Origin of the sequence: Pseudomonas phytophila, assembly GCF_025643095.1 — a bacterium.
GTDB classification, from domain to species: domain Bacteria; phylum Pseudomonadota; class Gammaproteobacteria; order Pseudomonadales; family Pseudomonadaceae; genus Aquipseudomonas; species Aquipseudomonas quasicaspiana.
The window spans coordinates 2,862,927-2,880,479 of the sequence record NZ_CP081201.1 but is presented as its reverse complement, the minus strand read 5'-3'; the positions used below and the strand labels follow the sequence as shown (position 1 = coordinate 2,880,479).

14 protein-coding genes and 1 pseudogene are annotated in these 17,553 nt (G+C 56.0%); 2 read left to right on the top strand and 13 right to left on the bottom strand.

The genetic code is table 11. The annotated features are described in order from the left end of the window. Position 1: 1 nt before the first annotated feature. From K3169_RS12935 to K3169_RS12910, 6 genes are all read right to left on the bottom strand, one after another. Entirely contained in the window at positions 2-943 is a 942-nt protein-coding gene (locus K3169_RS12935; protein ID WP_263271842.1) for an aliphatic sulfonate ABC transporter substrate-binding protein, read from the bottom strand. 160 nt (positions 944-1,103) lie between these two features. Continuing rightward, complete coding sequence (locus K3169_RS12930; RefSeq protein WP_263271841.1) at positions 1,104-2,402, bottom strand: NAD(P)/FAD-dependent oxidoreductase; 1,299 nt, start codon at positions 2,400-2,402, stop codon at positions 1,104-1,106. Beyond that, positions 2,399-3,532: an enolase C-terminal domain-like protein gene (locus K3169_RS12925; RefSeq protein ID WP_200866040.1), complete on the bottom strand. Its 1,134-nt coding sequence runs from the start codon at positions 3,530-3,532 to the stop codon at positions 2,399-2,401. The genes K3169_RS12930 and K3169_RS12925 overlap by 4 nt, the downstream gene beginning before the upstream one ends. A 79-nt stretch (positions 3,533-3,611) precedes the next feature. Further along, positions 3,612-4,391 (bottom strand): amino acid ABC transporter ATP-binding protein, encoded by a 780-nt coding sequence (locus tag K3169_RS12920; RefSeq protein WP_221041133.1) that lies wholly within the window; start codon positions 4,389-4,391, stop codon positions 3,612-3,614. Then, positions 4,388-5,050 carry an amino acid ABC transporter permease gene (locus K3169_RS12915; RefSeq protein ID WP_099268716.1) on the bottom strand — a complete coding sequence of 221 codons (663 nt, stop codon included), beginning with the start codon at positions 5,048-5,050 and terminating at the stop codon, positions 4,388-4,390. The genes K3169_RS12920 and K3169_RS12915 overlap by 4 nt, the downstream gene beginning before the upstream one ends. A gap of 72 nt (positions 5,051-5,122) precedes the next feature. Beyond that, positions 5,123-5,956, bottom strand: coding sequence for a transporter substrate-binding domain-containing protein (locus K3169_RS12910; protein WP_027898701.1), 834 nt, complete (start codon positions 5,954-5,956; stop codon positions 5,123-5,125). Between the two features lie 366 nt (positions 5,957-6,322). On the opposite strand from K3169_RS12910, the gene K3169_RS12905 reads away from it, so the two are divergent. Then, the gene (locus K3169_RS12905; RefSeq protein ID WP_263271835.1) at positions 6,323-7,219 is read left to right on the top strand and encodes a LysR substrate-binding domain-containing protein; all 897 of its coding nucleotides are present in this window, start codon (positions 6,323-6,325) and stop codon (positions 7,217-7,219) included. Positions 7,220-7,228: 9 nt separating this feature from the next. Here the strand turns inward: K3169_RS12905 and K3169_RS12900 are convergent, their stop codons facing one another. The 7 genes and pseudogenes from K3169_RS12900 to K3169_RS12865 all read right to left on the bottom strand — a co-directional run bounded on the left by K3169_RS12900 (position 7,229) and on the right by K3169_RS12865 (position 15,842). Continuing rightward, on the bottom strand, positions 7,229-8,308 hold the full coding sequence (locus tag K3169_RS12900) for a polyamine ABC transporter substrate-binding protein (RefSeq protein WP_263271834.1): 1,080 nt from the start codon (positions 8,306-8,308) through the stop codon (positions 7,229-7,231). Between the two features lie 537 nt (positions 8,309-8,845). Further along, the gene (locus K3169_RS12890; protein ID WP_263271833.1) at positions 8,846-10,096 is read right to left on the bottom strand and encodes a PrpF domain-containing protein; all 1,251 of its coding nucleotides are present in this window, start codon (positions 10,094-10,096) and stop codon (positions 8,846-8,848) included. Positions 10,097-10,200: 104 nt separating this feature from the next. Then, positions 10,201-11,247: a GlxA family transcriptional regulator gene (locus K3169_RS12885; RefSeq protein WP_231674798.1), complete on the bottom strand. Its 1,047-nt coding sequence runs from the start codon at positions 11,245-11,247 to the stop codon at positions 10,201-10,203. 25 nt (positions 11,248-11,272) lie between these two features. Continuing rightward, the gene (locus K3169_RS12880; RefSeq protein WP_263271832.1) at positions 11,273-12,628 is read right to left on the bottom strand and encodes an MmgE/PrpD family protein; all 1,356 of its coding nucleotides are present in this window, start codon (positions 12,626-12,628) and stop codon (positions 11,273-11,275) included. Positions 12,629-12,703: 75 nt separating this feature from the next. Beyond that, positions 12,704-13,684 (bottom strand): glycine betaine/L-proline ABC transporter substrate-binding protein ProX, encoded by a 981-nt coding sequence (proX, locus tag K3169_RS12875; protein ID WP_231667128.1) that lies wholly within the window; start codon positions 13,682-13,684, stop codon positions 12,704-12,706. Between the two features lie 106 nt (positions 13,685-13,790). Then, positions 13,791-14,759 (bottom strand): annotated as a pseudogene (gene proW, locus K3169_RS12870) (glycine betaine/L-proline ABC transporter permease ProW); the annotation flags it as partial. Between the two features lie 45 nt (positions 14,760-14,804). Next, positions 14,805-15,842, bottom strand: a complete 1,038-nt coding sequence (locus K3169_RS12865) for a glycine betaine/L-proline ABC transporter ATP-binding protein (protein ID WP_263271831.1) — start codon at positions 15,840-15,842, stop codon at positions 14,805-14,807. 430 nt (positions 15,843-16,272) lie between these two features. Between K3169_RS12865 and K3169_RS12860 the strand changes: the two genes are divergently transcribed. Further along, positions 16,273-17,226, top strand: a complete 954-nt coding sequence (locus tag K3169_RS12860) for a LysR family transcriptional regulator (protein ID WP_099268708.1) — start codon at positions 16,273-16,275, stop codon at positions 17,224-17,226. Positions 17,227-17,553 lie beyond the last annotated feature (327 nt).

Here is a 17,553-nt window from a genome sequence, read left to right as displayed (position 1 = left end):
GTTATTTGCTTTCAGGTGCCCAGACAGTGATGCCGGAAATCTTCAGCGGCTTGGGGATCAGCTTTGCGCCGTAATAGGTGTCAGCAATGCGCTGTTGTTCGGCCAGCTCATCCAGTTTGACGGGGACGATGTCGTAGCTGCGGCGGCTGTTGGCCAGCTCTACGGTTTCGACCGGGATGTTGCCCCACACCGGCGCAAGGATCTTCGCTGCATCCTGCGGATGGGATTTAACCCACTTGCCGGACTCGCGCAGGGTATCGATCACCACCTGCAAGACCTCGGGGTGCGCCTTGGCAAAGCTGGTGTTGGCCAGATAGAAACGGTTGTAATTGGCCAGCCCCTGACTGCCGTCAGCGATGATGCGCACCTGATGCTCGCGTTGCTGGGTGGCCAGGAACGGGTCCCAGATGGCCCAGGCATCAACCTTGCCACTGGCAAACGCGGCGACGCCATCCGGCGCTTCCAGATAGCGCGGCGTGATGTCGTTGAGGGTCAGTCCGGCCTGTTTAAGCGCAGAGATCAGCAGGAAGTGACTGCCCGACCCCTTGGAAACCGCCACGGTTTTACCCTTGAGGTCTGCCACGCTTTTGATCGGCGAATCCTTCGCGACGATAATTGCCTGCGCGCTCGGCGAGGCCGCTTCACGTGCGTAATAGGTCAACGGCGCATCCGCTGCCTGGGTAAACAGCGCAAAGGCATCAGCCACATCAGCGTGCAAATCCACCGCGCCAGCGTTCAATGCACTGAGCAGACCGCTGCTGAATTCATGCCAGTTGACGTTGAAACCCAAAGGCTTGAGGCGCTCCTCCAGTTGGCCATTTTCCTTGAGCAGGATCCACAACGTGGAAGAACGCTGGTAGCCGATATTGATAGTCTGTTCGGCATGCGCGGTGACCGCCGCAAGCATCAAGCCTGCTGCGAGGATGAGTTTTCGTAGGGTCATGGAATCCTTCGCCTTTGGAAGAGGCGTCGCTCATTTCAGAAAGCATGAGCGACGCTTTTTAAATTCCATTTAATTATAATAATTTACGAAAACTATTGAAGAACCGTATAAACATAAGCTTATGCCGTTTGCCTCCAGCGGCATCTACGCACTCCTCGAATCAGAAGCGCGAGGCCGAGAACGGCGTGATATCGATGGGCGTAGACTCACCGGCAAAAAGACTGGCGACGATTTCAGCCGTCATGGGCGCCGAAGCAAGGCCGACATGGCCATGACCGAAGGCATGCACGACGTCAGGCGTGGCCTTCGCTTTAGTGATGACAGGAAGCCCATCGGGCGTTGAGGGACGATTGCCCTGCCAGCGGGAAATGTTCAATTGCGAGGGATCATCGCCAAGCTCGGGGTAAGTCTTCAGCAAGTGGTGCAACAGGATGTCTGCACGTTTCCAGTCTGGCGGGTATCCGACACCGGCCAATTCCACCTGACCAGAAGCACGCAACCCACTGCTGGTCATGGTGTTGGCCATCTTGCCGTCAGACGGCATGACCGGAATGCGCGGGCCGCTGGCAGGCTGAGCGATTTGCACGTGGTAACCGCGCTCGCTTTCCAGAGAAACCCGGTCGCCCACACCCTTTGCAAGCGCTTTGGAATGAATACCGGCGGTGATCACAGCTCCATCGCAGACGACAGATCCCTTGTCGGTAACCACGCTTTGCAGTCGAGCGTTGCTGATGTTGAATCCCTCGGCCCGCACCTGGATCAGCTCGCCGCCCTGAGACATGAAACTGTCCACCAGGCCGCGCACATAAGCCCCCGGATCGAGGCAATGCCCGCCACTTTCGAGCAACACGCCGAAGGTATAGCGGCGACTCAGGGCAGGCTCGAACTCATGCAGGGCATCGGCGTCCAGTTCCCACCACTGAATGCCATTGTCGCGCCTTAGCTGCCACGAGAATGCTTCCAGAAGAAAGGCATCACGATCCGGGTAAACGTAGAGCAAACCGTCCTGACGAATGAGCTCAGGCACGCCGCATGCCGTGGCAAGCGCCAGATGCCGAGCGGGCGCATCAGACAACAAGGTAGAAAGAATACCGGCAGTCCGGGCGGCCTTTGCAGGCGTTGCGCCCGCCTTGACGAAGCGAATCAACCAGGGCGCGAGCTTCAGCAGGTACTGCCAGCGAATTGTGAACGGGCCCAGAGGATCGAGCAGAAAACCGGGGACCTTTTTCCAGAGCCCAGGCATGGACATCGGAATGATCGACGCCGGGCTGATAAACGCACCATTGCCATAACTTGCAGCGTGCTCACCACCAGGATCATTGGGCTCCAATATCGTCACGCGATGGCCATCCTTCAGCAGCGCCAGCGCGGTACACGCACCGACAATGCCGCCGCCAATCACCACGATGTGCCGGGGCGTTGTTGCCGTGTGCTGTTTCATACCGGATGCGCTACTCATCGTTCAGCCAGAATGCGTGCATTGCCGCGCAGCGATGCTTCAGTGACAGAGATGCCCAAACCCGGCCCGGTCGGTACGATCACAGCACCGTCACGGTTGGGAATACGCTCTTCCAGTACGTCTTCGGTCAACACGTGATGCGGCATGTAGAACTCGCAGCCCAGCGACATACCAGGCGTCGCGGCGATGAACTGGGTGCCCGCAGCCAGCGCAATACCGCCCTCCCACAAGGTGCCGCCGTAGGCCGGGATATGCACGGTATCGGCGATGGCCATGATGCCTTGCGCCTTGAGAATCCCCCCGGCTTTCATCAGTTTGACCGAGATCGCATCGGCCGCGCCGAGACGAATAATTTCCATCAGATCGCGCGCGTCAAAACAGCTCTCATCGGCCAGAATCGGCGTGTCCAGGGCATCGGCAAAGGACGCCATTGCAGCAAGGCAATTACGGGGGACCGGCTGTTCAATGAACGTCGGACGGAATTGGTCAACATCACGCAGGATGCTGATCGCACCAAAGGGTGCCAGCGCCTGGTTGTAGTCGAGGCGCAGATCAATCGAATTGCCGAATTCGTTGCGCATGGCCTCCAGATGGGCCATGTCTTCAGCATGGGATTTGACTCCGGTCTTGACCTTGAAGATGCGATTGCCGGCCGGAACCATCGCACGCATGCGCTCCATGTCGGCATCAAAGTCAGGGTCGGCAATCGAGAACGACAGTGGAATGCTGTCGCGCACCCTGCCGCCCAGCAGGTCAGCAATGGACAAACCGCAGGACTTGCCGAGGATGTCGAACATCGCGGTTTCAATGGCGAGTTTGGCTTCGCCGTGGCCCACCAGCGCAGTATCCATTGCCAGGGTGGTAGCCCGAATCGAGCGGATATTTGCGCCAATCACCAACGGCCGAAGATAGGTGTCGATGGCGGCGAACGCGCCTTCTGCGGTACCGGTAAATACCTCCCAGGGCGCAGCCTCTCCCCAGCCGACGATGCCGGAGGTCGAGGTCAGCTCCACCAGCACCCGTTTCACGCTGCCTTTGACATTGCCCACGCCCTGAAGCCGCGCCATTTTGATCGGGCTTTCAATCAAGAAGACCCGAAGTCGTTGAATGCTTTCATTTGTCATGGTCATGACTCCTCCGCCCGCCGCGCAGCCTGAACAATCAGAGACTGGGCACGATTAATGTCTGTTGAAATCGGTCAGGCCCGGTTCAACGGGCGCCGCTACCTTTATGGAAATGGTTGAGGAAGTTACGCGTGGCGTCTTCACGCGGGTTGTCGATGGTCTCCCGCGCAGGACCTTCCTCGATCACATAGCCGTCACGCATGAACACCACACGATCAGCCACTTCACGGGCAAAGGCGATCTCATGAGTGACGATCACCATGGTCATGCCATCCGCCGCCAACTGCTGAATGGTGCTCAGCACCTCGCCTACCAATTCAGGGTCCAGTGCCGAAGTGGCTTCATCGAACAGCATCACTTCAGGTTCCATCGCCAAAGCTCGTGCAATGGCTACGCGCTGCATCTGGCCGCCGGACAGCGTTTTGGGCATTTGCTGAGCACGGTCAGCCAGACCGACTTTCTCCAACTGCGCCATGGCCAGATCCCGGGCCACGCTCTTGCTCAGCCGACGCACGTGGACCGGCGCTTCCATCACGTTTTCCAGCACGCTCATGTGCGGAAACAGGTTGAAGTTCTGGAAGACCATGCCGGTTCTCGCCCGAAAAGCCGCAAGTTCTTTAGTGCCGGGCGGGCGGCGGCCCTGACCGAAAAGGAACGTGGTATCCCCCACGCGGATTTCACCTGCATCAGGTTCAACCAACAGATTGATGGAGCGAAGGAGCGTCGACTTGCCGGAACCGGAAGGACCGATCAACGAGACAACGCCGCCCTCTTCAACCTTGAAGTTGATGTTCTTCAACACTTCCAGCGCACCGAAACTCTTGCGCAGCGAGGTGATTTCGATCTTCGGTTTCGCGGACATCATTGAAGGGCTCCGTGTTTCTTCTCGCGATAGCGCACGATCAGGGTGAGCGGAAACAGGATCACAAAGTAGGCCACGGCCACCGCCGAGTAGGTCTCAAGCGGGCGAAAACTGTCATGGGCAATCATCTGCCCTTGATACACCAGGTCGGGTACGGCCAGGACCGACACCAGCGAGGTGTTTTTGAATTGCATGATCGACTGGTTCATCAGCGCAGGCACCATGCGCCTGATTGCCTGGGGCAGAATGATCCGTCGCATGGTCAGCATCGGCGTCATGCCCAACGCACCGCCCGCCTCGCGCTGGCCTGCCTCAATGGAAACGATACCGCCACGAATGATCTCGGCGTAGAACGCACCGCCATAACAGGACAAGGCCAGCAACGAAGCGGTGATCGGCGTCATCTCGACACCCGCCAAAATCGGCAGCGCGTAATAGAACCAGATCAGTTGCACCAGCACCGGCGTGCAGCGAAAGACTTCTGTGAACATCAGTGCAAAAGCCCGCACCAGCGCAAAACGAGACAGCAGCCCCATCGCCGCCAGCAGCCCAATAACCAGTCCGCCCACAACGATGGCAGCGGTAAAGGACACTGTCAGGCCAAGGCCTTCAAGCAGCAGCCAGCGATATTCCCAGAGTGCGGAAAAATCCCACTCGTACATGTCAAAACCCCACGTCACCTAACACATCAAAAAACACAGGCTTGAAAGCGGCCCATCAGCAACCAGGGGTGATCAGATTTCGAAGCCTTCCGGGAAGTCTTTCGGGGTGACTTTGACCAGTTCCATGTTGCGCATGATCGCGTCCTTGATGAAGCCATTGGCACGATGTTCGGTGATCCAGGCATCAACAAATTCGCGCCAGGAAGTATCTTCCTCACGACGGAAGCCTGCATTGGAGGTGGTTGAGTTCACCGGGGTCGGCACAATCAATTGACCGATCGCAGGATTCTTCGCGCGCAAGGCAAGCGCCAGAACCATCACCAGACACTGTGCATCCACACGGCCGGATTGCAGCGCGGCCGTGGCATCACTGGCGGTCTTGAGGCGAGACACCGCAGCGTTCGGCGCGAGTCGGGTCACTGCACTGTCGTGAGAGGAACCTGCATCGACGCTGATGCGCATATCGGCAGTGTTGAAGTCATCCCAGGTCTTGGCCGTGACTGACTTTTTGGCAATGAACGTGAACGAGTTCTTGAACACCGGACCGGAAAAGTCGATGACTTTTTGTCGCTCTGGCGTGGGATTCAGGCCGAAGAACACATCGATTTTACTGGCCTGCAGATCCAGCACCGAGTTCCCCCAGGTGGTTTCCAGAATCGAGAGTTTCACCCCCAGATCATCCGCAAGCTTTTGACAGATATCGATGTAAAAGCCGCGCCATGGGCCGCCAGTCAAGCTTTTCTGATAGTAAGGCGCGCCATCGGCAATGGAGCCAATACGCAAGACGCCTGAAGATTTAATGCGCTCAAGTGAGCTGTCTGCTTTGGCACTCAATGAAACCAGTCCCGTCGACGCGCTAATGACGGTCGCCCCGAAAAGCTTGGTGAATCTTCTGCGCGTAATCATGCAAAGCGTTCCTTTTTCTGGGCCATTTGTGATGTTGTGAATTCATCATCTCGCGAAAATCTGACTGGCAGTCGAAAAAAGACAGGTGACGCAATTGTCGATTGGACGGCGCGTTTGACTAAGTCTCGGCGCTGTTCGACTTATTGTTGGCAGATGACTTCTGCTCAGTGCTACGTATTCATTCTGTATCCCTGCGCGTCCTGCATACATGCGCGCAATGCTCCGGGAATGGTGCATGACAGAGTGTTTAAACCTGGGACAGATTTGTACGACATATTGATGACATAAAGCGTTTTACAACTGAAGCCTTGAAAAATGGGGTCGCCATGACTAAAAATCATGCCACCTTCACTCAGGATCAACGTTATGCGCCGATTTTTACCCTCGCTCTCCGCGCTTCAGGCGTTCGAGGCCTCGGCACGGCACCTGAACTTCACCCGGGCGGCTGAAGATCTTTCAGTGACACAAAGCGGGATCAGCCGCCAGATCACCAACCTGGAACAGTTTCTCGGTATCCGGCTTTTCGAGCGCTCGGGCTCCCGGCTGATCCTCACGGACGCGGGCAGCAAGTACGTTCAGGACGTGGTGCCGATGCTTAACCGGCTCGAAGAAGTCTCCATTGACCTGGTACGCGGCCGCAAAGCGGATGCCTCGTTGATGATCGGCGCGAATCCCACCTTTGTGTCCCGCTGGCTCGCGCCACGGCTTGAAGACTTTGTACGCCAGGCACCGGAGATCCCCGTCGAGGTCAACCCGATCGAGGCCAACGTGGACTTCAAGACCTGCCGTTTCGATATCGCGATCATGCGTGGAACGGGTGCCTGGAAAGAAGCCAGAGCGCTGGAGTTGTTTGCCGAGGAACTGGTGGTCGTGGCCTCGCCCAAGTTGATTGCTCCGGGTGAACGGCATGACCAACTGGATTTCTCCAAAGTACCAACGCTGCAAAACGCAAGTCGGCCCAGCCTGTGGCTGCAATGGCTAAGAGCGTCGGGATGTGTGGGGACGGGATTGATTCAGGGCGTCCGGTTTTCTCAGAGCGAGATGCTCATCAGTGCCGCCGTCAGCGGCCTGGGGCTTGCGGTGGTGCCCATCCACTATGTTGAACGGGAATTGCAATGCGGCGAACTTCATATGCCGTTTGGCGACCCCGTACGCTCGGGGGAATCGTATTGGGTAGTCAGCCCCGAGCGTAAATCCCAGAAGCAGCATGCACTGCTTTTTCGGGACTGGTTGATGCAACAGGTGCGGCAGAACAGACACTGATCTGATTGATCACTGACCTGCTTTAACTTGCGCCCACACGCTCACCCTTAGCGCTTCGATATCTGGAGGTATTGCCTGCAGGGGGAACAGCGTGCTGAGCGTATCTGCATCGGGATAGATGGCGATGTCGTTGTGCACGGAGGCCTCGACCAGAGCCTCGGACTTCTCGTTACCGTTCGCGTAATGCAAATAGTTTGAAATGCCGCTGATCACCTTGGGGTCGAGTATGTAATTCATGAAGGCATAGGCGGCTTTCTGGTTTGGTGCGTCTGCAGGGATGGCCATCATGTCAAACCACATCGGCGAGCCTTCCCTGGGAAGCATGTAGCGGATGCCAACGCCTTTACCTGCCTCTTGCGCCTGTTGCTGCGCGAGCATGACGTCCCCGGAGTACCCCACTGCCACACAAATCTTGCCGCTGGCCAGATCCGTTATGTAATCGGTGGAGTTGAAGTAGCGCACATAAGGCCTGATCGCAAGCAACGCCGCTTTGGCTTTCGGGTAATCCGCAGCATTTGCACTGTCGGGTGCTTCTCCCAGATAGTTGAGTGCGATCGGCAATACACTGGCCGCACTGTCGACGAATGCAACGCCGCATTGAGCCAGCTTCTTCATGTTCTCGGGCTTGAAGATCAAATCCCAGGAGTTCAAGGGTATGTCTTTGCCCAATACCGCTTCGACCTGGGCGGCGTTATAGCCAATTCCCGTCGTGCCCCACAAATAGGGGAACGCATAAGCATTACCTGGATCAACGCCAGCCAAGGCTTGCAGCAGAACCGGATTGAGGTTTTTCCAGTTGGGCAATTGGCTCTTGTCCAGCTTCTGCAGGTCGCCACGCTGAATCTGCCGAGCCAGGAAATGACTCGACGGCACCACGATGTCGTAACCGGAATGTCCTGCCTTCAGTGTTTCGTCCAGCTTCTCGTTACGCTCGTAAGTGTCATAAGTGGCAGCAATACCGGTTTCTTTCTGAAAGTTTTTCAACGTGTCCGGTGCGAAATAATCCGTCCAGTTGAAAACCTTCACGGTCGGCGCGGCCTGACTCATCGAAGCTATCAACATCAGCGGGACGAAGGCTTTGATGGACATCTTGTAGTCCTGTTCAATGTGAGAATCACATTCCATGTGGTTGTCGTGATGCTAACCCATTGGTCTGTTGCCCAATGACATTATTTTAACTATAGGTCCGGTGAGAATTAGCAAATCCAGACGGTACTGTTGACGGTGTAGAATCTGCGCCAGGCTAAAGCTGGAACGGACTGAATAGATGACTCAATGGGAACCCGGAGAATTTACGAAAAAGACCCGGAATCGGGCGCTACTGGCTTGCCTGATAATAGTCAGCTTTTTCGTGGATGTATCCTGGCTTGGGGATGGCTCATCAAACCGCAAGCGTGTGTTCAGCGCAGGGTTCGTGAGCCTGTGCATTATCGTGGCGGTGCTTGAACTGGTGATTTTGAATGGTATCTACGGCCAGGGTCGGTGACGCCTGAACGCGCGCGAATGTGAAAAAATCTGCACGAAACGTTCACGCTTTTTTCACGCCCTGCCTCGTATTGTTATCCCAGCTCCTTCATGACTTTAAGCCCGTTGATCCCCATCGCGGGCTTTTCTTTTGCCTGCGATTTATTGCCTCTGGCTTTGAGCGTCCCCGCCCAATGCTTCAATCAACCCGGCAGACGCGCTATACAACGGTACATGTCCGCGCATCAGGACCTGCGTACTTCGGCGATATGCAGCGGCCTTGACGTCGATATGACTGCCTTCGGTTCTTGCACTGACCGTCGTATCCAGCTTGCCAGCCGGGTTCTCGATACTCACTTCGATGTCTGAAAACTCAGCGCCAGGCTGAGCAATCCCCACTGCGACTTTATAGGCAACTGTTCCGGGAAGCAGGCAGGCAGCGGCAAGACAGCAACCTCCGGAAACTGCCATCGACGCATGGCCCGTCTGAGGCGTGAAGTAACGCACGGCGATGTTGCCGCCATGACGCGGCGCGCCGACGATGCACACCTTGGGTATGGTCTCGCTTCGCTCAAGATCTGCAAGGCTCATGAGCTCACCGTCGCGACGACGAAGTTTCATTTTGAGCCCCGCCTCAATCCAGACTTGCCTTAGCTGTGCCATGAACGTCAGGTCAGCTTCGAGCTCCGAGACGGGTTCATGACCGGTCTTGCCAAAACTCGCCGCGTCGGCAATCACCATTGGCACCGCGACATCGACACAGGAAACGTCGTGTCCGTTGATTGTATCCAGCACATTACCCGTCGGCAGAAACGCACCGGTCTTGTTGCCTACGGGAGACTGGAGAAACAGATCGACACGGGGAAAGGCACCGTGGACGCCCGGAATTTCAGCATTGATAAAACGGCCCTGTTCGTCGCGATACATCCGCGCCAGCGTCACCACGCCAGTGTTGGTGTTCTTGATTTCAATCTCGAAGACGCCGCAGGCATGCGCTTTTATCAGCCCGCTATCGATTGCCCAGAGCGGCAACGCAGACGACATGTTGCCGCAATTCACACTCCAGTCGATGCCGCTGTGATCACTGGCTAGCTGCGCCAGGGTGCTGACTATCTGAGGCCCCTTCGGTGTTTCTTCGATCCTCGCCAGGAACACCTTATTACTGGTGGCAGGCCCCCGACCGAGGCCGGTGATCTGGCGATTACCAGGCTGATTTCCAGATTGTGGGACGCCCATCAAATGCCGCAGCAACTCCGCCCGCAGCCCTTCATCGCGGGGTAACAATGGCTCCCAGATGACGACACCCGTCGACGTACCGCCGCGCATGTAATGCAATGGCAGTTCGATTACGCCGTTTTGAAGTCGGTTACGGAGCGAGGTTTGACTGGGGGACTCGGGGCTGGATGCGTGCATGTTGGTTTCCATAGCCTTCGGAAGAATGAGCTTTTAACGCATCCTACAGACTTATAGACCCAGAAATCGATCCGCCCCCAACGACCAAAACACCTGCCCGCGTATCAAACAACTGCTCGCTTGCGCAGCTCATACGTCGCCCGGTAACTGCCCGGTGCGGCGTCAAAGAAATCTCGAAACCGTTTGTGGAAATGCGGCATGCTCACAAAACCGGTGGCCATGGCGATATCGGTGATGGAACGATTGGTCTGCAGGACAAGCTGCCGGGCTCGGGTCAATCGCAGTTCCAGGTAATACCGACCGGGGGCGGCACCGACAAAGCGAAAGAACCGGCGCTCAAGCTGGCGCTTCGAGATTCCGGCACAGGCAGCCAGATGATCGAGGCTTAGCGGCTCTTCTATGTTCTTGTGCATCAACTCCAGCGCCAGCTTCAGGGATTGCGGCAGTGTCGGATCAGAGTCCACCGACACAGTAGATACACCGCTGACATACTCATGCTCGTCACACCCGAGAATTTCCTGCACTGCCCGGGTCAAGGAACTGCCTTGGGTGCCACGCATGTACTCGAGCATCATTCGCAGTGCACTGCTCGCGCCGGCGCACGTCATCCGGTCGGAATCAACCACATGACTCCGGTCACAGATACGCAGATTGGGAAAAGTATCCGCCATCATTGCGCGGCCATCAGGGTGGAAGGCACAGAGATATCCGTCCATTACCCGGGCATCTGCTAGAAAGTAAGCGCCATTCCACAACCCTCCCATGCTCGTGCCGCAAGCTGCTGCGGCAATCAGCTTGCGTCGCAGACACGGATTGCTTTTCAACTCGACACGCAAGCCGCCGACCACAACAAGCAAATCATGGCGACTACGCAGTTCCGAAAGCTCCAGGTCAACGGGGACGGCGACCCCCAGATCACTCAAGACTGCATCGCCTTTGAGGCTGACTTTCTGGATGTCGAAAATCGGTGAATCGCTCATCAGGTTCGCAGTCACCAGTGCGTCCATGGCACCGCTGAAAGACATCAGTGAAAAATTATCCAGCAGGATAAAGGCAACGCGCACTGCCGACTGCGGCTTTGACCGGTTTTTTGCAGAGGACGAATAACGCAGGTTCTGATCCCTGAGCACGCTTTCAAAAACGTAGGTCATCGGTTCCCCCCCCTTGGCCAGGCACTCACTTGTACGCAGCTTCAGTGCAGGGAGACAACAGAAGGTTAAGCAGACCTTCGCAATCAGGCTTTTCTGCCAGGCTGGCGACTGCCTGCTCAAGCAAACGACTGCGAGAAACCCCAAGGCTTTGCTCTGAAAACAACCGATACTTTTCGATGAACTCGGCGGCAGACATTGGGTTGGCCGGATCGCCTTTGGCCGATGTCGTCGGGCTGGAAATACACCTGCCGTCTTTGAGTTGAACCGTGACCCGAGACAGGATTTCTTCCGGAAAGCGCGCCGATAAATCACCCGCTTCAGCGATGTTGATGATCTTGCTGACAGCCAGAATGTCCGGGGCATCGATAGCTGTTCCTGTCACTTCGCTCGCGGTGACCTGGCCACGCGCGACTAAGGCTGCAACCGGAAATGCCAATGCATACTGGGCTTCATCGGCATTTTCTGGAAAATGCCCCTGCAAACGCACTGACTCATGAAAGGTCTCAATCTGGATCGTTTCGATATTTTCAGGAGCGATCTCTGGGTGCTCGCTCATCAGTTGCGTCATGGCAGTCAATGCTGGCTGGGCCCAGCGACAGACCGGCCAGGGTTTGAAGTATTGCTCGTCGATTTCCCAGCTTTCGCCCAAGCCCTGCCAGTAAGGGAGCCCTCCCAGCAATTCGACGGTTTCAGCGGGCGCACCAGTGACTCCAGCCTGGGCCATGAGCAGTGCACTTATGCCCGCATGAGCGCCGGCGCCGTGCGCATCACGCAGCATCGACGGGTAATCCACCACGCGCATCATTGGGCAGCGCGGGCCAAAATATTCCGCAATACCGAGGGCGTGCCTAAAGGTTTGCTCGTCCAGCTTGAGCAGGCGGGCGCCAGCACACACCACTCCAATCCCGGCGAAAGCTCCCGAAGCATGATATTGCGCAGCGGTCGCCATCAAGGCCCGTCCGGCTCTTAGCGCCGTCTCGTAGCCAATGGTCAATACACAGAGCATCTCTTCGCCGCTGATATTTTTGCCACTGGCGCAAAAGGCATCGATCAGCGCGATGATTGCCGGAACCACGGTAGCCCCCGCGTGACCTTTGGACGTGAAGTGTCCTTCATGAGCGTCCAGGCTATCGACACTGAAGCCGCCCGCATAGGCTGCGCCCAAGGGGTGGACCGGTCTGCCATCAAACCAGAGGCGGCTGGAAAGTGTGGCCGCCGGGTAATGGGCAACCGCAAACTCCTGCAGGACATGGCTGGTATGGTTGTCACGCGCGGCGGCGGCGACGCCGATAATATCGAGCAAACAGGTTTCAATCCGCTTGCGGGTTTCAAGCGGTACGTCGGCAAGGTCGAATTGCTGAATGAACGAATAAAGGGACATACACCCCTCCTTATTTAAACGGGGTATAAAAAAGGCCGCCCGAACATGGGCAGCCTGAGGCTTTATCGGTAAGGCTTATTTCTTCGCGGCGGCTCGCGCATCTGCCAGCCAGCCATCGTAGGCAGCCCGGTGCGCGGCAATCCATTCAGCGGCATGGCGCTTGATATCCGCAGCAGAGTTTTCGCCATTGTGCATTTTCAGGTTCTGAGCGCTTTCATCATCCGTGGTGATTTGCATCTCGGACAGAAACTTGACCGCTACCGGATTCTTCTCGGCAAAGTCCTTGTTCAGCACCGCGCGAATGTTGTCCACAGCAAAGCCCAGATTTTTGCCTTTGTAAGTGGTGTCGACGTCGTTTTTCCCGCCTGGAAGGTCGGTCTTCGGAACGCTTAGCCAGACCACATCCCTGCCCTCGACCAGTACGGTGGAGATCCACTGTGGAACCCAGGTGAAGTAAAGGATTGGCTTACCCTCTTTATAGCGGGCAATGGTGTCGGCCATCAGAGCGAAGTAAGAGCCACGGTTGTCGGTGACCGTCTTTTCAAGGCCGTAGGCCTGCATATGGTATTCGACGACAACCTCACAGCCCCAGCCGGGGTTGCACCCTGTCATGTCGGCTTTCCCGTCGCCATTGCTGTCGAACAGCTTGGCAATTTCCGGTTTCTTGAGATCTTCGACTGAAGTGATTTTGTATTGATCAGCGGTTTTCTTGTCGATCATGTACCCCTGTAATACACCGGGCATGATGTTGCCGACTTTCACCATGGTGTCATCCCCGCCCGCCTTGGCGTAGAACGACGCGTGCAACTGCTCCCAGGCATGCACGGTAAAGTCCGCATCACCATAAGACAGCGCGAGCATCATTGCCGGATAGTCGGTTTCCTTGGGCTGCTGCACGCTGTAGCCCAGATCCTTGAGCCCGGCCATGGCAATCTCACCACGGAATCGCTCTTCGGCAATGGTTGGAAAAATCGGTGTGATGGATACGCCCTTGCCAGGTTCCTGAGCAGCAGCAGTAGCAAAAGCCGGTGTTATGGCGATAGCCAGAGCGGCCATACAACGAATCATTTTTGTTTTTACACTGTGTTTTTCAGCATTCATCGTCATCTACCTTGCAGGGGGATAAGGGGCAGGCGTACAGCGATCAATTAACGTCCGGCACTTAGTTGTCTTTTAAAGGTGCGCCGGTCTGTTTTGCTTCAGTCTTTTTTCCAAGTTTGAACAGCATTCCAACGGGCCCTGTCTGGTACCAGCGTTCACCCTTGACTGCGCTGTTACTGCGCTCACCCATGGCCTGGGTTAACCGGTCAAGGAAGATTGCCAATAACACCAGCCCCACACCGCCCACGGTGGCAAGCCCCATGTCCAGTCGGCCAATACCGCGAAGTACCATCAACCCAAGGCCGCCAACAGAAATCATGGAGGCGATGACAACCATGGACAGCGACAGCATCAGTGCCTGGTTCAAGCCAGCCATGATCGTGGGAGCAGCCAGCGGGAGCTGCACCTTGAGTAGCATCTGCCGCCGTGTACAGCCGAACGCCCGGGCCGCCTCGACCTTGTCTTCGGGGACCTGGCGGATGCCCAGATTGGTCAGGCGCACCAACGGCGCAACCGAGAAGATAATGGTGACCAGAACGCCTGGTACGTTGCCGATCCCGAACAGCATCACTACCGGCACCAGATAAACGAACGCCGGTAATGTCTGCATCGCATCAAGCCCTGGCCTGAGTATTCTTTCCAGGCGGTCGCTGCGGGCACACAGTACGCCCAGCGGGACACCGATCACTACGCAAAACACCAACGACGTGAGCACTAACGCCAGGGTCGTCATCGCGTCATTCCAGACGCCAATCAGCCCCAGAAGCGTGAGTGTGACGAAACAGAGGGCTCCAACTTTTTTACCGCCCACCTGCCAACCGAGCAGCGTGGCGAAGATGATGAAGATCGTCGGTGGGATCGATAGCAATCCACTTTGAATACCGTTCAATATTTGATCCACGGGCCATCGTATGGATCGAAACACTTCACGGAAGTTATGCACCAGATAGTTGAGCACTACCTCGACCCACTGGCCCAAGGGGATAGTGATGCTTTGGAACGGATCAAGAACGCTGAAATCGGACATGCTGGATACCTGAGTAGCTGAGCCTGATGTTTCGCCCGGTTGACACTGTCAGTGACGACTCATTGTCTGCAGCAGAAGGCTCTTGGAAATAGTGCCTTTGAACACGCCCTGCCCATCCAGAACGGCGACGGGGTGCACGGCATTGGCGACGATGTGAAAGATGTCTTGCAGCGGAATATCGACATTCAGCGTTGGCCGCGAAGTGTCTGCTTCGTACGGATGTTCGGCACTGAGGGTCGCGACGTCGCCAGCCCGAAGAATCTTCGATGCATCAAAGCCCTTGAAAAAGGCCCTGACGTAATCGTTCACCGGGTTGCAGAGCAGCTCTTGGGGTGAGCCGATCTGTACAATGCGTCCGCCTTCCATGATCGCGATGCGATGGCCGATACGAATGGCCTCTTCGATGTCATGGGAGATAAAAATGATGGTCCGGTGCTGCTCAGCCTGCAGGCGTATAAGCTCGCCCTGCATCTCATGGCGGATGAGGGGATCCAGCGCTGAAAATGCCTCGTCCATGAGCAGGATTGCCGGGTCGTTGGCCAGCGCGCGAGCCAGACCGACTCGTTGCTGCATACCGCCAGACAACTGGTGCGGATAGCTGTATTCATGCCCGGTCAGCCCCACCTGCTCCAGCGCTTTACGGGCGCGGTCGTGGCGCTCTTTTTCGTCGATACCGGACACTTCAAGACCGAACGCAGCATTGTCGATAACGTTCATGTGCGGCATGAGCGCGAACGACTGGAAGACCATGCTCATTTCCTTGCGACGCACATTCAGAAGCGCCGCATCGGACAGCCCCGTGATTTCCTTGCCGTTGAGATGGATAGTGCCTGACGTGGGTTCGATCAAACGATTGAACAAACGAACCATGGTCGACTTGCCGGAACCCGACAAGCCCATGATGACAAAAATCTCGCCACGCTTTACCGAAAACGTTGCGTCGAATACACCAACGACTTGCCCGGTCTTATTGAAGATTTCATTTTTATCCGCCCCGCCCTTTAGCATATCCATTGCTACTTTTGGCTGGGTACCAAAGACTTTATAAATATGCTTGACCGAGAGTATTTCGTCACCATGACTCATAATCCCTTCCTTCCGCGAGTGCTTTAAAAGGCTCGGCGAATAGCCCGGGCTATCACCGATCAGAATGAACTTGTTATGGCAGCAGAAGAACGTTTGAACGAGATAAATGAGACATTTTTGAATCCTCTTATTATTATTTAGTTGTCAGTGGCTTCTGAGTGAGACGAGAGCCTTGATGACAAAGTTATTACCTTAGCCCTGTAACGTCTAACAACATTTCGTCCAGTCAATCAATAACGTCAGGTTATTGATCGTCGCTTATCCAAAAACGACATTCTCGAAGGTCCCTTGTGGACAGCGCCTGTCTACGCCTGTCATAAGGCTAAGGAGCGGCGGTTATCAGCGGTGCAGGCTTCTGCGAGCCACTGGCCGCCAGCCTCGGACACGAGCCCTCTACACCTGTTTTCCAGAAAAATGGATACCTTAGGTTATGGTTAAGCACATCGACCCCGACAACACGTTATTAAAGATGCCGTCGCTCAAAGCAGTGAAGTCTTTCGTAGCAGCCGCGAAATACCAGAGCTTCACCCGAGCGGCCGAGGCGCTGTGCGTTACTCAGGCAGCCATCAGTCGACAGATTCGCGAGCTGGAAGCGTATCTGGGCGTTGAGCTGTTCAGAAGGGTCGGCAGAGCCGTCGAGCTGACCGAGGCCGGTTCTGCGTTTTTCGATGCAGCGCAGTTGTCCTTCGTCAACATCTCTCAGGCCGCCAAACGGGTCGGCGCTTACAGGGCCGGTAAGTCAGAGCTGACCCTGTGTTGCTCTGCGGCGTTTGCTGCGCTGTGGCTTTCACCGAAACTGCCGGGTTTCTTCAGTCAGAACCAGGACATCGACCTGAATCTGATCAGTACACAAAATTTTCTTTCGATGGAGCCTGGCGTCACGCCGGATATTTTCATCACTAAATTCGCCAGCGTGCAGAGCGGGTACCGCAACTACCCGCTGTTTCACGACGTGATATTTCCGGTGTGCACGCCACAGTATCGCGATGAGCATCCGGAACTCGCGACGCTTGAAGGCTTGCGCGACAGTGCGCTACTCAACTTGAGCCCCTACGGACGTTCGCAAGTGGCGGAGCATGTTGATTGGGGCGTGTGGCTTGCCTTTCACGATACCGATATAGAAAAACGCCCGCACGACCGGCCTCACGTCTTCAGTGCCAATGACTACAACGTGGTGATCAATATGGCGCTGGCCAACCAGGGCGTCGCGCTCGGCTGGAGCCATCTGGTAGCCGAATCGATTGAAAGCGGCGCACTGGTTCGCCCCATCCAGAAAGAAGTGGTCCACAAGGATTCTCAACACTACCTCGCGTTCAGGGAAGACCGGGCCAATGACCGGGCGTGCTGCAAATTGCGCGACTGGCTGCTCGCCTATTTCACGTAACAAGCCTTTTAAATATCCCTTCACTCTCCGCGACAAAGCCAATCACCCCTGATTTCTCACGGTCAGGGAGTTGAAACATACCTGCGACACTCTGCGCTTCGCACACTTCCCCTGCCCTGTTTTCCCGTCCTCCTCTCGCAATTGATAACATTTGTTTATGCATTGCCTGACCTAAAAGTTTCTTGTTGAACGTCGATTTGTACACGTAACCTTCACAAAAGCCGGGAGAACTAACGGTTGGCCGTTTACAGATGCTTGTCAGGATCATCGCGTCATCATTGAAAACTTCAAGTGACGGTCAATACAGAGGTTCGAACCCATAATGAT